Annotated in this window: 13 protein-coding genes; 7 read left to right on the top strand and 6 right to left on the bottom strand. The window is 66.2% G+C overall.

Annotation, left to right across the window (positions count from 1 at the left end; all coding sequences use genetic code 11):
* Window positions 1-95 precede the first annotated feature (95 nt).
* The 7 genes from phbB (at window position 96) to OMP44_RS07485 (ending at window position 7,948) form a co-directional block, all read left to right on the top strand.
* A complete protein-coding gene (phbB, locus tag OMP44_RS07515; RefSeq protein ID WP_187979117.1) occupies window positions 96-839 on the top strand; it encodes an acetoacetyl-CoA reductase in 744 nt (247 codons plus the stop codon).
* Between the two features lie 68 nt (window positions 840-907).
* Entirely contained in the window at window positions 908-2,245 is a 1,338-nt protein-coding gene (locus tag OMP44_RS07510) for a CitMHS family transporter (protein WP_187979116.1), read from the top strand.
* Window positions 2,246-2,386: 141 nt separating this feature from the next.
* Window positions 2,387-3,307 (top strand): GntR family transcriptional regulator, encoded by a 921-nt coding sequence (locus OMP44_RS07505; RefSeq protein ID WP_183630291.1) that lies wholly within the window; start codon window positions 2,387-2,389, stop codon window positions 3,305-3,307.
* Between the two features lie 225 nt (window positions 3,308-3,532).
* Complete coding sequence (locus OMP44_RS07500; RefSeq protein ID WP_059232449.1) at window positions 3,533-4,603, top strand: isocitrate/isopropylmalate dehydrogenase family protein; 1,071 nt, start codon at window positions 3,533-3,535, stop codon at window positions 4,601-4,603.
* A 67-nt stretch (window positions 4,604-4,670) separates the two neighbouring features.
* Entirely contained in the window at window positions 4,671-5,942 is a 1,272-nt protein-coding gene (gene otnK, locus OMP44_RS07495; protein ID WP_280307205.1) for a 3-oxo-tetronate kinase, read from the top strand.
* Window positions 5,943-5,960: 18 nt separating this feature from the next.
* Window positions 5,961-6,857, top strand: coding sequence for a LysR family transcriptional regulator (locus OMP44_RS07490; RefSeq protein ID WP_187979114.1), 897 nt, complete (start codon window positions 5,961-5,963; stop codon window positions 6,855-6,857).
* A 29-nt stretch (window positions 6,858-6,886) separates the two neighbouring features.
* Window positions 6,887-7,948: an AbrB family transcriptional regulator gene (locus OMP44_RS07485; protein WP_208691075.1), complete on the top strand. Its 1,062-nt coding sequence runs from the start codon at window positions 6,887-6,889 to the stop codon at window positions 7,946-7,948.
* A gap of 90 nt (window positions 7,949-8,038) precedes the next feature.
* On the opposite strand, the gene OMP44_RS07480 is transcribed toward OMP44_RS07485, so the two are convergent.
* The 6 genes from OMP44_RS07480 to OMP44_RS07455 all read right to left on the bottom strand — a co-directional run bounded on the left by OMP44_RS07480 (window position 8,039) and on the right by OMP44_RS07455 (window position 13,371).
* The gene (locus tag OMP44_RS07480) at window positions 8,039-8,773 is read right to left on the bottom strand and encodes an ABC transporter substrate-binding protein (protein WP_187979112.1); all 735 of its coding nucleotides are present in this window, start codon (window positions 8,771-8,773) and stop codon (window positions 8,039-8,041) included.
* An 18-nt stretch (window positions 8,774-8,791) separates the two neighbouring features.
* Entirely contained in the window at window positions 8,792-10,108 is a 1,317-nt protein-coding gene (locus tag OMP44_RS07475; RefSeq protein ID WP_280307202.1) for an MFS transporter, read from the bottom strand.
* Window positions 10,109-10,171: 63 nt separating this feature from the next.
* A complete protein-coding gene (locus OMP44_RS07470; RefSeq protein WP_280307201.1) occupies window positions 10,172-11,215 on the bottom strand; it encodes a lactonase family protein in 1,044 nt (347 codons plus the stop codon).
* A gap of 155 nt (window positions 11,216-11,370) precedes the next feature.
* Window positions 11,371-11,556, bottom strand: a complete 186-nt coding sequence (locus OMP44_RS07465) for a tautomerase family protein (RefSeq protein ID WP_064309049.1) — start codon at window positions 11,554-11,556, stop codon at window positions 11,371-11,373.
* Between the two features lie 9 nt (window positions 11,557-11,565).
* Window positions 11,566-11,985: a cupin domain-containing protein gene (locus tag OMP44_RS07460; RefSeq protein ID WP_187979111.1), complete on the bottom strand. Its 420-nt coding sequence runs from the start codon at window positions 11,983-11,985 to the stop codon at window positions 11,566-11,568.
* A gap of 15 nt (window positions 11,986-12,000) precedes the next feature.
* Window positions 12,001-13,371 (bottom strand): NAD-dependent succinate-semialdehyde dehydrogenase, encoded by a 1,371-nt coding sequence (locus OMP44_RS07455; protein ID WP_280307199.1) that lies wholly within the window; start codon window positions 13,369-13,371, stop codon window positions 12,001-12,003.
* Window positions 13,372-13,517: the final 146 nt, after the last annotated feature.

Here is a 13,517-nt window from a genome sequence, read left to right as displayed (position 1 = left end):
AAATTGTATTTTGTGTATTTACAAGACAATTGGATTCATCTTACCGTGCCTTACATGGCTCACGCCCGACAAGAACGACAATAGGAGAGCAATACATGAGCAAGCGCATCGCCTTCGTTACCGCCGGCATGGGCGGATTGGGAACCGCCGTCTGCCAACGCCTGGCTCGGGATGGCTTCACCGTCATCGCCGGCTGTGGCCCGGACTCGTCGCTCAAGACCGACTGGCTCGCACAGCAACGCAAGCTGGGCTTCGACTTCATCGCCGCCGAAGGCAACGTGGCCGACTGGGAATCCACCCGGGCGGCCTTCGCCAAGATTCGCGACGAGGTCGGCTCCGTCGATGTGCTGGTCAACAACGCCGGTACTGCCTGCAACGTGGTGTTCCGCGACATGCAACCGGGCGACTGGCAGACCGTCATCGATACCAATCTCAACTCGCTGTTCAACGTCACCCGGCAGGTGATCGACGGCATGACCTCCCGCGGCTGGGGCCGGATCATCAACATCTCGTCGGTCAACGCCCAGCTCGGCCAGGTCGGCCAGGTCAACTATTCCACCGCCAAGTCGGCGATCCGCGGCTTCACCCGTGCCCTGGCCCGTGAGCTGGCAGCCCGCGGCGTCACGGTCAATACCGTCTCGCCGGGTTACATCGCCACGCCCCGGCTCAAGGCGCTCACCCGGACCGAGCAGATGGATCGCATCGTTCATGAAATCCCGATGCGCCGCCTGGGTACGCCGGAAGAGATCGCCTCCATGTGCTCCTGGCTGGCGTCGGACGAATCGGCCTTCGCCACCGGCGCGGACTTCTCCCTCAATGGCGGCCTTCACATGAGCTGATCGCTACTCCGCCACCGAACACAACGACAACCACAACAAAAGTTGTATTTTGGAAACAGGAGATACAGATGCTCTCTCTGCTCGGCTATGGAATGATCGTGACCTTCATGGCGCTGATCATGACCAAGCGGCTGCCGCCCTTGGTGGCCTTGACCATCATCCCCATCATCTTCGCCATCATCGGCGGCTTCGCGCCGGAGATGGGCCCGATGATGATCGATGGCCTGCGCAAGGTTGCGCCCACTGCCATCATGGTGATGTTCGCCATCCTCTATTTCGGCCTGATGTTCGATACCGGGCTGTTCGATCCCATCATTCGCACCTTCATCAAGCTGATCAAGGGCGATCCGGCCAAGGCGGTGCTCTTCGCCACCCTGCTGGCCGGCATGGTGTCCCTGGATGGCGACGGTTCCACCACCTACATGATCACCCTGACCGCCATGCTGCCGCTGTTCCGCCGTTTGCGGCTGAATCCGCTGATCCTGCCCTGCGTGGTCATCCTCGCTGCCAGTGTCACCAACCTGCTGCCCTGGAGCGGCCCCATGGCGCGGGTCGCCGCCGCACTGCAGGTGGAAACCAGCCAGCTGTTCATCCCGCTGATCCCGCCGATGATCGTGAGCTTCATCGGGGTACTGGCGCTGGCGTTCTGGCTGGGGCTGCAGGAGCGCCGCCGCCTAGGCCTGCTGACGGCGCCGGGCGGTAATCCCCTACGCGCCACGGGTATGGATGAAGACATGGGTGATCTGCTCACCCTGAGCGATGAAAACGCCGAATTGCGCCGGCCCAAGCTGTTCTGGTTCAACGCCCTTCTGACCCTGGCGCTGATGACCTGCCTGGTGATCGAACTGCTGCCGCTGCCGATCCTGTTCATGGTCGCGTTCTGCATCGCCCTGACCATCAACTACCGGCAGATGGACGAACAGCGGCGGCGTATTTCGGCCCACGCACCCGCAGCCCTGACGCAGATCTCGATCTTCATCGCCGCCGGCATCTTCGCCGGCATCCTTTCCGGGACCGGCATGGTCAAGGCGATGTCCGGCTCGCTGCTCTGGGCCCTGCCGGAAAGCTGGGGCAACTACCTGGCGCCCATCACCGCGCTGCTGAGCATCCCCGGTACCTTCTTCATGTCCAACGACGCCTTCTACTATGGCGTACTGCCGGTGCTGGCCCACGCGGCCGAGGCCTATGGCATCGGTGCGGCAGAGATCGGCAGGGCTTCGCTGATCGGGCAGCCCGTGCACCTGCTCAGTCCGCTGGTGGCCTCTACCTATCTGCTGGTGGGCCTGGCCGGGGTGGAATTCAGCGACCACCAGAAATACACCATGAAATGGGCGTTCGCCCTGAGCTTTCTGCTCATGGCGGTCTCCATGGCCCTCGGCCTGTTCCCGCTCTACTCGGCCCGCTGACGGCCCCGGCGACGGTGTGTCCGGCGCCGTCGCCCGCTCCGGATGGCCATGGTTATGGTAACGTCAGGGCGATACGCCAGACCCGGCTGGCCAGCCTCTTCCGTACCTGCGCTCCGGTAACCGTCGTCCAGAAGACTCCCGATGAAAAAAGACCTCGCCGAACAACTCGCCCCGCGCATCATCGATCTTGCCCGTGCCCGCTCGATGAAAGCCGGTGATCCGTTGCGCGAAGAGGCCTTCGCCAAGGAACTGGGCGTTTCCCGCTCACCGGTGCGCCGCGGTTTTGCCCTTCTCGAAGAACTGGGCCTGGCGCGCAAGGAGCCCAATCGCGGCTTCTTCCTGACCCGTAATGCCAGCACCATCGAGCAGGCGGCCCTGCCCAGCGAGGACGATCCCTACGAGGAGCTCTATCTGCGGGTGGTGGACGACATGCTGCGGGGCGATATCCGCAGCAGCTTCTTCGAGGCCGAGTTGCTGCGCCGCTACCAGATTCCCCGCGGCCAGTTGCTCAAGGTGCTCAATCGCCTAGCCAGCGAGGCCATGATCGAACGCCGCCCTGGCCAGGGGTGGGAGATCAATACCTTCCTGCATGACAGCGAAGCCCATATCCAGAGCTATCGCTTCCGCATGGCCATCGAGCCCTTCGCCCTGCGCGAGCCGGGCTACCGCATCGACAAGCGCGCCTTCGCCCAGGCGCGCCAGTGGCAGCAACGATTGCTGGACGGCGAGCTCTTCACCCTGTCCCGCGCGCAGCTGTTCGAGATCGGCTCCAGCTTCCACGAATTGCTGGTGCGCTGCTCGGGCAACGTCTTCCTGCTCGAAGCCATCCGCCGGCAGAATCAGTTGCGCCGCTTCATGGCCTATCGCTCCAACGTCGAACGCTCGCGGCAGATCGGCCAGAGCCAGGAACACCTGCACATCCTCGACCTGCTCGAAGGCGGCAGTCGTGAAGAGGCGGCGCTGTTCCTGCACCAGCATCTCGACGTGGTCAGCCGGCTCAAGGCGGCTCAGGATCGCCAGCTCGAAGCCGCCGAAGAAGACGCGGCAAAGCAGCCCGCCTGATCTACCCACCTGCCTGAACCCTCCACTTCCCCTGCCCGCCCGTCCTCCGCACGGGCGCTGAGCGCCCGCGTTCGCACGCGACGAATCGCACCGCATTTTTTGTCCTGCGCCATTGCACGAATTGTTTTTAGGTGACATAAAGTACAAAGCGTTCTGGCCAGGCGTTGACCCTTGCCGACTTAGCCACCAGACCGACTTCCCCACAGAATCTACAAGGAGAAAACAATGCGTATTCTGGTCCTGCCCTGCGATGGTATCGGTCCCGAAATCATCCAGGCGTCCATGTCCGTGCTGGATGTCGCCAACGAGAAATTCGGCCTGGGACTGACCTTCGATTACGACGACGTCGGCTTCACCAGCCTGGAGAAGCACGGCATCACGCTGCGCGACGAGACCCTGGAAAAGGCCAAGACCTACGATGGCGTGATCCTCGGCACCCAGTCCCATGCCGACTACCCGGCGCCCGAAAAAGGCGGTCGCAACGTCTCCGCTGGCTTTCGTATCGGTCTCGATCTCTATGCCAACGTGCGCCCGGCGCGCACCAGACCCTTCCTCGCCTCCAACATGAAGGAAGGCAAGAGCATGGACCTGGTGATCATGCGCGAGGCCACCGAGGGCTTCTATCCGGATCGCAACATGAGCCGCGGCTGGGGCGAGGTGATGCCCTCACCGGACATGGCGCTGTCGACCCGCAAGATCACTCGCCACTGCAGCGAGCGCATCGCCCGCCAGGCCTTTGAACTGGCCATGAAACGGCGCCGCAAGGTCACCGCCATCCACAAGGCCAACAGCTTCCACATGACCGACGGCCTTTTCCTGGAATGCGTGCGCAACGTGGCCAAGGAATTCCCCGAGGTGCAGCTGGACGACCTGCTGGTGGACGCCTCCACCGCGCACCTGGTGCGCAACCCCGAGCGCTTCGACGTGCTGGTGGCCACCAATTTCTATGGCGACATCATCAGCGACCTGGCCAGCGAACTCTCCGGCAGCCTGGGCCTGGCCGGCTCGATCATGGCCAGCAACATCCACTGCTGCGCCCAGGCCCAGCACGGCTCGGCACCGGACATCGCCGGCCAGGACAAGGCCAATCCGGTGTCGATGATCCTGTCCATCGGCATGATGCTGCACTGGATGGGCGAGCACCGCGGCAACGCCAAGCTGCAGGAAGCGGCCGCGGCGATCGACCAGGCGGTGGACAAGGTGCTGGAAGATCCGGCCAAGCGGACGGCCGACCTGGGCGGCAGCCTGGGCTGCGCCGCCTTCGGCCAGGCGGTGGCCCAGGTCCTGCGCGGCTAAGGCCATACCCGCGTCTCCCGGGGCGTGCGCGCCCCGGTCATCCCGGATAACAACAAGGAGAACCACCATGGCCACGCCGCTCCTGGGCTGCATCGCCGACGACTTCACCGGCGGTACCGACCTCGCCAGCACCCTGGTGGCCCAGGGCATGCGCACCGTTCAGGTACTGGGCGTACCGGACCGTCCGCTGCCCAGCGACGCCGATGCCGTGGTGGTCGCCCTCAAGACCCGTACCCTGCCCGCTGCCGAAGCGGTCGCCCAGTCCCTGGCGGCCCTGGCCTATCTGCGCGAGCTGGGATGTCGGCAATTCTTCTTCAAGTATTGTTCCACCTTCGATTCCACCGCGGCCGGCAACATCGGACCGGTCGCCGATGCCCTGGCCGAGGCCCTCGGTGCGCGCCTGAGCATCGCCTGCCCCGCCTTCCCCGAAAACGGTCGAACCCTCTACCTCGGCCAGCTGTTCGTCGGCGACCAGCCCCTGGCCGAGTCGGGCATGCGCCACCATCCGCTGACACCCATGACCGACAGCAATCTGGTGCGGGTGCTGCAGGCGCAGACGTCCCATTCCGTGGGCCTGCTGCGCCTGCCCCAGGTGCGCCAGGGCAGCGCAGCCATTGCCACCGCCCTGGCCGACCTCCAGGCGCAGGGCGTCCGCCATGTCATCGTCGACGCCATCGACAACGCCGATCTGCATGCCATAGGCGCAGCCGTGGCGGATCATCCTCTCGTCACCGGCGGTTCCGGCGTGGCTCTGGGGCTGCCGGCCAACTTCCGTCGCCGGGGTCTGCTGGCCGCCCATGCCGAAGCGTCAGCCCTACCGGCTGCGCCCGGTCTGGCTGCCGTGCTGTCGGGCAGCTGTTCCACCGCGACCCGTGGCCAGGTGGCCCTCTGGCTAGAGCACCGGCCTGGCTTTCGCCTCGATCCGCTGGCCCTGGCCGCAGGCGAGGATCAGGTCGGCGCTGCCCTGGAGTGGGCCGCAGCGCGACTGCCTTCCGAGCCAGTACTCATCTATGGCAGCGCCGATCCCGCGGAGGTGCGCAAGGCCCAGGCCCAGCTGGGCGTGGAGCGCGCCGGCCAACTGGTGGAAGACGCCCTGGCCCGCATCGCCCAGGGCCTGCACGAAGTCGGTGTGACCCGGCTGGTAGTGGCTGGCGGCGAAACCTCGGGCGCAGTGGTCAAGGCGCTTGCCATTGACAGTCTGCGCATCGGTGCGCCCATCGCCCCGGGCGTACCCTGGACGCTGGGCAGCGGCGCCCGGGGGGCCATCGCCCTGGCGCTCAAATCCGGCAATTTCGGCACGCCGGACTTCTTCGAACGGGCCCTGGCCGTCGCCCCCTGACCCTTGCAAGGATCGCCCATGAGCGGCTCTGCGCCACGCTACGATCTGGTCAGCCTGAACGTCTTCCGGGCGGTGGCCCAGGAGCGCAACGTCACCCGCGCCGCGCGGCTCTGCCATCTGGCCGTATCCGCCGTGAGCAAGAGAATCAGCGAACTGGAAGACCAGGTCGGGGTGCCATTGTTCATCCGGCACGCCCGTGGCATGGGACTCACCCCGGCCGGCGAGACTATGCTGCACTATGTGGAGCGGGTGCATGGCGATCTGCGACTCATGCAGCTGGAGCTCAACGAGCACGGCAGCGGCGCCACCGGCCATATCCGCCTGCAAGCCATCACCTCGGCGCTGACCAACCACCTGACTCCCGATCTCGCCAGCTTCATGGGCCTCTATCCGCGGGTCGATTTCGACATCGAGGAGCGGGTGGGTGGCAGCATCGTCCAGGCGGTCGCGGAAGGCCGGGCGGACGTGGGCATCGTCGCGGCCGATACCGCCGCCCTGGACCTGGAGACCTTCGCCTATCGCCGCGAGCGACTGGTGGTGATCGCCGCTGCGGATCACCCCCTGGCCGGGCGTGACCGGGTAAGCTTCGCCGAGACCCTGGACCACGAATTCATCGGCCCCCACGTGGAAAGCTCGATGAACGCCCTGCTCTCGCGCCAGGCGGCGCTGCTCCAGCGCGGCATCCGTCAACGCGTGCGCATCAGCAGCTTCGAGGCCATGTGCCGGCTGGCGGCGATTCGCCTGGGCCTGTGCGTACTGCCCGAGTCCATCGTGCGGCCCTATCTCAAGCCGATGAAACTGGTGGCCCTGGAACTGGACGAAGCCTGGGCCAGTCGCGCCATCGTCGTAGTGGTGCGGCGCTATAGCGCGCTGTCACCGGTAGCCAAGGCCTTCGTCGGTCATCTGCGCCCCTGAACCCTGCAACCGGATCCCTGTACAACGCCATGTCGACTTCCCGCTTCGCCCCTCGCCCCTGGTGGCCCACCCCCTTCGTCGGCCTGCTCGGCGGCTGGCTCGCCAGCCTGGTGCACTGGCCGTTGCCGTGGATCACCGGCGCCCTGATCGCCGTAACCCTCTGCCGCTGCCTGGGCTGGCGCATCACTGCCATTCCCCACGGCCGCCCCGCGGGGCAATGGCTGATCGCCACGGCCATTGGGCTGCACTTCACCCCGGCGGTACTGACCGAGGTCGTCAGGCACCTGCCGCTGATGGCCTTGGCAGCGGTTGCCACGCTACTGCTGGCGCTGGTGGGTATCACCGCCGTGCAGCGCCTGGGCACGGAACGCAAGACCGCCTTCTTCGCCTTCATGCCAGCCAACTTCGCCGAGATGATCAATCTGGCCGAACGCCATGGCGCCGATGCGCCCAAGGTCGCCGCCGCCCATACCCTGCGGCTGGTGATCATCGTGCTGGTGGTGCCGCCCGCCATGCTCTGGGGCGTGCCGGGTATCGCCCAGGCCGCCCATGTCCCACCGCCGCCGGACTGGCGCTGGCTGGCACCGCTGCTGGCTGCTGGGCTGGTGGCGGCCCTGGCCTGGAAGCGCCGCGGCTGGCCCAATCCCTGGATGTTCGGCCCCCTGGCCCTGTGCTGCCTGGTCACCGCCTCCAGCGGCCTGGTCACCAGCCTGCCGCCGACGCTGAGCCACCTGGCCCAGATGCTCATCGGCGTCACCCTGGGGTGCCACTTCGACCGCGCCTTCTTTCGCCGCTCGCCGCGCTTTCTGCTGCTGGCAACCCTCTACACCCTGCTCTGCCTGGCCGCCACCTTCCTGATCGCCTGGCTGCTGGCCCAGGTATTCGCCCTGCCCTTCACCACCCTGGGCCTGGGCATGACACCGGGCAGCACCACCGAGATGTACCTGACGGCGGAGGCCCTGGGGCTGGGTGTGGGCACCGTTACCGCCATGCAGATTCTGCGTCTGGTGGTGGTGATGGCAGTGGCCGAGCCGCTGTATCGGCGCTGGTGCGCACGCTCGGTTGAGCCGGTGACCAGGGAATCGCCCTAGCGCCCGCTGCAACGTCGTAGCGCGGTCGGACGCGTGGCGAGCGGCAAGGAGAGGGGCTGCGGCCTTGCCCGCAGCCCGGCCCGGATGCTGTCAGCTGCCCAGTGCCGGTCCCACTCGTGCCTCGGACTGACCGCTGGCGGCCAGCTCGCGGGCGACGAAGCCGTTGCGGATCTGCTCGTCGAGAAAATCCCGGACGAAGGCCGCACCAGCGCTACGCCCCTTGGGCACGGCCATGGCCTGACGGATCTCGGTGAAGCTGTCGGCCAGCACCCGGTAGCCGGCGTGAGCCCGGGCATAGGCCTCCAGCGGTTGGCGCACGCCGGCGGCGGCGTCCAGGCCCTGGTCGACGAACCAGTCCACGGCGGCTGCCGAGGTCGGCGCCCGCACCAGCTCGGCCTGGGTCAGGGTACGGCTCAGGTAGAGGTCGTAGGCGGCGCCCTGCCCCACGGCGATACGGCGGCCAGCCCGGTCCAGCTCGGCGACGCCCTGAGCGGGATCGGCGTCCCGCAGCAGATAGGTGCCCTCGATGATGACGTAGGGATGGCTGAAGTCGATCTGCGCCGCCCGTACCGGCTCGATGGCCAGGAAGGCCAGGTCCCAGGCGTCGTCTTCGAGGGCGGCGAAGACCTTGCCGGCGGCGTCGTAGGTGCTGAACTGCACGGGCACGCCCAGACGCTCGGCCAGGGCGTGGGCCAGGGCCGCGGAGACCCCGGCCGGCTGGCCATCGGCGCCACGCTGCGCCAGCACCGGATTACCGTAGTTGATCGCCGTCCGTAGCGCGCCCTGGGGGGCGAGGTCCGCGAGTACCGCTGAGCTGGGGGTCATGGGAGAACTCCTTGGAGGTCAGGTGGTAGCCGCAGCGGCGCGGGTATCGTCGTCGCCACGGTCGAGACGGATCAGCAGGGTCATGATGAAGGCGATCGCCAGCAGCGCACTGAGAAACAGCAGGCCCGCCGAGGCGCTCTGGGTATTGCCCTTCACCATGCCGATCATGAAGGGTCCGACAAAGCCGCCCAGGTTGCCAATGGAATTGATCACGGCGATGGATACCGCGGCCGTGGAGCGGCTGAGAAACAGCGTCGGTAGCGCCCAGAACGGCGACTTGAAGCTGTACAGACCGGCCAGCGCCAGGCTGATCAAGCCGATCGCCAGGTAGGGATCGCGCACCAGTCCGGCCCCCACCAGCGCCACCGCCGCGACCGCCAGCGGTAAGGCCGAGTGCAGACGCCGTTCGCCGTGGCGATCCGAACGTCGCGACCAGGCGATCATCACCAGGGTGGCGACGATGTAGGGAATGGTGGCGATCAGACCGATCTGGGTATGGCTCAGCGCGGAGGAGAAGCCCTTGATGATCTGCGGCATCCAGTAACCCACACCCAGGCTGCCGCACTGGTAGACGAAGTAGATGAAGGCCAGGTAGAGCACCTTGGGATTGCTCATGGCCTTGAGCGCGCCGAAATGCCTGACGTCCTTGCGCGCCTGGCGATCTCGCTCCAGCTCGGCGAGCAGCCAGACCTTTTCTTCATCTGCCAGCCAGCGTGCCTGTTCGGGCCGATCGGTGAGGTAGAGATAGCACAGCACTCCGAGGAACACCGCCGGGATGCCTTCGAGAAACAGCATCCAGCGCCAACCGCTCCAGCCCAACCAGTGGACGTTGTCCATGATCCAGGTCGAGAGCGGCGCGCCGATGACGTAGGACACCGGGATCGCCGCGGTGAAGAGTGCCACCGTGGTGGCCAGTTCGCGTGAGCGGAACCAGTAGGTCAGGTAGACGATGATTCCGGGAAAGAAACCCGCCTCGGCCACCCCCAGCAGAAAGCGCAGGATATAGAGGTGCATGGCGGTCTGGGCGAAGGCCGTGGCCGCGGCGATCACCCCCCAGGTGAGCAGGATGCGCGCGATCCACACCCGCGCGCCAAAGCGTTCGAGCAGGAGGTTGCTCGGCACCTCGAACAGGAAGTAGCCGATGAAGAAGATACCCGAGACGAAGCCGAACACTTCGCTGGACAGCGCCAGCTCGGCGTTCATCTGCAACGCCGCGTAGCCGATGTTGGCCCGATCCAGATAGGAGACGATGTAGAGCAGGAAGACGAAGGGGATGATGCGCCAGGTCACCTTGCGGATGACGGCCTGGTCCCGGCTCACGGGGGTGGTGTTCATGATGGCCTCACAGGGCCGCAACGGGGCGGCCGATCTTGTTGTTATGGGATGCGGCGACGATCTTCAGCGGCTGAAGATCAGGCACACCGGGCTGCCGCAGCGCACCGCCGTGCCGGTGGGTTCGAGGATTCCCCGGGTCTCGTCGACCAGGAAGGTGACGATGCTGTCGCTGTCTTCGTTGAGGGCGAACAGCTGGCGGCCATCCGGCGCCAGGGCGAAGGCGCGTGGCGTGCGGCCACCGCTCGCCAGGCTGCCGAGCGGCGTGGGCAGCCCGCTCCGGGGATCCAGCGTGAAGACCATCAGGCTGTCGTGACCGCGATTGGAGGTGTAGAGCAGACGCCCGCTGCGATCCAGTTCGATGGCCGCTGCCCGGCTATTGCCGGTGAAGCTGGCCGGCAGCGTCGAGTGGATGGCCAGGGGTTCGAGGACACCGGAACGGGCAGCGAAGGCATAGGTGGTGAGGGTCGAATCCAGCTCGTTGACCACATAGGCCCGCGGCAGGTGCGGATGGCAGACCAGATGCCGCGGCCCCGCGCCTTCGCGGGTCGCCACCTCGGCCACTGGCACCAGGCGTCCGTCGTGAAAGGCGAAGCTGAAGATCCGGTCCAGTCCCTTGTCCGGCACCAGCACGAAGCGGCCACTGGGGTCGAAGGGATTGCAGTGGGGCTTGGCATGGGGCTGTTCCTGGCGGTGCGGCCCGGGTTCGCCCTGCAGCTCCAGCAGCTGGACCAGCGGCTCCAACCGGCCATCCAGGGTCACCGGCAGTACCGCGAGACTGCGACCGAGGTGATTGCTCACCACCAGATGGCGATCGTCCGGCGCCAGCGCCAGGTGCACGGGATTGCGACCGCCGCTGGCTTGCCGGTTGAGCAGGGTTAGGCAACCGCTCTGGCGGTCGACGGCGAAGGCGCTGACCGCCTGTTCGTCGCCATGCACCGTATAGAGACGGTCACCCGCCCGATTGAGGGTCAGGTAGGACGGATTGATCAGGTCGCCGACCACCTGGACGAGTTCCAGCGCGCCTGCGGGCGTGACCCGGTAAACGCTGATCCCCTCCCCGCGGGCCTGGCGGGCACGGGTGGTTCGGCTGCCGACATAGGCGTACATAGGGCTCTCCTGGCACCGGCTGGAAGGGTCCGACGTCCGCGCCAAGGCGAACGTCCGACCTGCTTGCGCCACCTTAGGCAACCCGCTGCCCAGCGAAAATTGACCTTTGGCCAACGCAGCGTTCGCGCCTGGCGAACGCTCGCCAGGTGGCTGTTTCAGCGTTCGCTGTAGGGCACGCCGCCGCGCGCCTTGTCTTCCGGCTCGGCCTCGACGATCTGCACGATGACGCGGTCGGCAGCCACCCCGAAGCTATCCACCACCGCCTCGGTGATGCGCTTCATCAGCAACTTCTTCTGTTCGGCACTACGGCCCTTGACGGCGTGAACGATGATTTCCGGCATGGATGTCTCCTAGGACTGGGTACGGTGTTCCGCGGCGATCGGGCGCGTCTCACCCGTCTCTACCAGGGTGCGGGTGGCGTCGGCCGAGCCATAGATCCAGAGAATCTTCATGGGCTCGGTCGCCGAGGCATTGCGAAAGCGATGGGGTACTCCAGCGGGGATATAGGTGACGTCCTGGGGTGCGATGGTGAATTCCTGGCCATCGATATCGAAGATCGCCCGGCCCTCCACCAGCATCACGCTCTCTTCACAGTTGTGGAAATGGAAGGGAATCTGCGCTCCACCCTGGAATTCGGTGTAGCCGTTGATGAAGGTGCGCGCGCCCAGGCCCGCGGTCACCAGCGGCGTGGTGGCGGCGCCACCGCCGCGGTCGTGCTTGGCGATGGCCTCGGGTTTGAGTAGCCAGGCAGCGGAATCGGTCTTGATCATGAAAGTCTCCTTGGGTCAGGCCTGAGCGCCCTGCCAGACGGTCTTGACGTTGGTGAATTCACGAATGCCCCACTCGCCCAGTTCGCGGCCATACCCGGACTGCTTGATACCGCCGAAGGGCACCCGTGGATCGGAAGCCACTAGCGCATTGATGAACACCGCGCCCGCTTCGAGGCGCCGGGCGAGCCGCTGGGCTTTCGCCAGATCACGGGTCCAGAGGGCAGCGCCCAGGCCGAATTCGCTGGCGTTGGCGACGCGGATCGCCTCGTCCTCGTCGGCGACCCGGATGATCGCGGCCACTGGCCCGAAGGTCTCCTCGCGGGCCACGGTCATCTCCGGGGTCACCTGGTCGAGCACGGTGGGTGGATAGAAGAAGCCCGGCCCTGGAAGGGGCGTACCGCCCAGTACCAGGCGTGCACCTTCGGCAAGACTGAGCGTCACCTGGCGCTGCAGATCCTCGCGCAGACCGGCGCGGGCCAGCGGACCGATCTGGGTGGCACGCTCAAGCGGATCGCCCAGCCGCAGGCTGGCGGCAGCGGTGGCGAAGGCCTCGGTGAAGGCATCGGCCACTGCCTCGGCGACGATGAAGCGCTTGGCGGAAATGCAGCTCTGACCGGCGTTGCCGAAGCGCGCCTTGACCGCGGTCTGCGCGGCCAGGGCCACGTCGGCATCGGCCAGTACGATGAAGGGGTCCGAGCCGCCCAGTTCCAGCACCTGCTTCTTCATCAGTGCGCCGGCCTGGCTGGCCACCTGCTGGCCGACCGCGGTGGAGCCGGTCAAGGTGACGGCGGCGATGCGCGGATCGGCCAGCACTCCGGCCACTTCCCGCGCTTCGATCAGCAGCGTTGCCACCAAGCCAGTGGGCAGGTCGGCCTCGGCGAACGCCTGCTCCAACGCCAGGGCGCAGCCCGGCACGTTGCTGGCGTGCTTGAGGATGGCGCCATTGCCGGCGGCCAGCGCCGGTGCGGCGAAGCGGACGAACTGCCAGAACGGATAGTTCCAGGGCATCACCGCGAGCACCACGCCCAGCGGATCGTAGACCACTCGGCTGTCGGCGGCAGCGCTGGCCACAGGAGTATCGGCGAGAAAGCCAGGTGCCTGCTCGGCGTAGAACTCGCAGGTGAGCGCGGATTTCTCGATCTCCGCCTCGGCTTCCACCAGCGGCTTGCCCATCTCGCTGACGATGAGTCGCGCATAGGTGTCGCGCCCGGCGCGCAGGACGGCGGCCAGGCGCACCAGGGCCGCGCAGCGCTCCGCCAGGGGACGCTCAGCCCAGCACCGCTGCGCAGCAGCGGCCTGGGCCAGGCGCGCTTCGACCTGGGCCGGCGTGTGGGTGTAGTAGGTCGCGATGGCAGCCCCGGTGGCGGGGTTGATGACTTCGATCATGAACGAACTCCATATGTTTTTTATTATAACGAAAGACAATCGTTGTGACGACTTTGAACAGTGCAGCCATTGCCTTCAGCAAATCCAACCAGAGGAGACGGCTACAAAATCATCACTCGGTACTTTGTAATTACGTTATACCAAAG

This window comes from Pseudomonas flavocrustae (assembly GCF_029872515.1).
In the GTDB taxonomy this organism is placed as follows: domain Bacteria; phylum Pseudomonadota; class Gammaproteobacteria; order Pseudomonadales; family Pseudomonadaceae; genus Chryseomonas; species Chryseomonas aestiva.
This window is presented reverse-complemented; position numbering and strand designations above follow the sequence as displayed.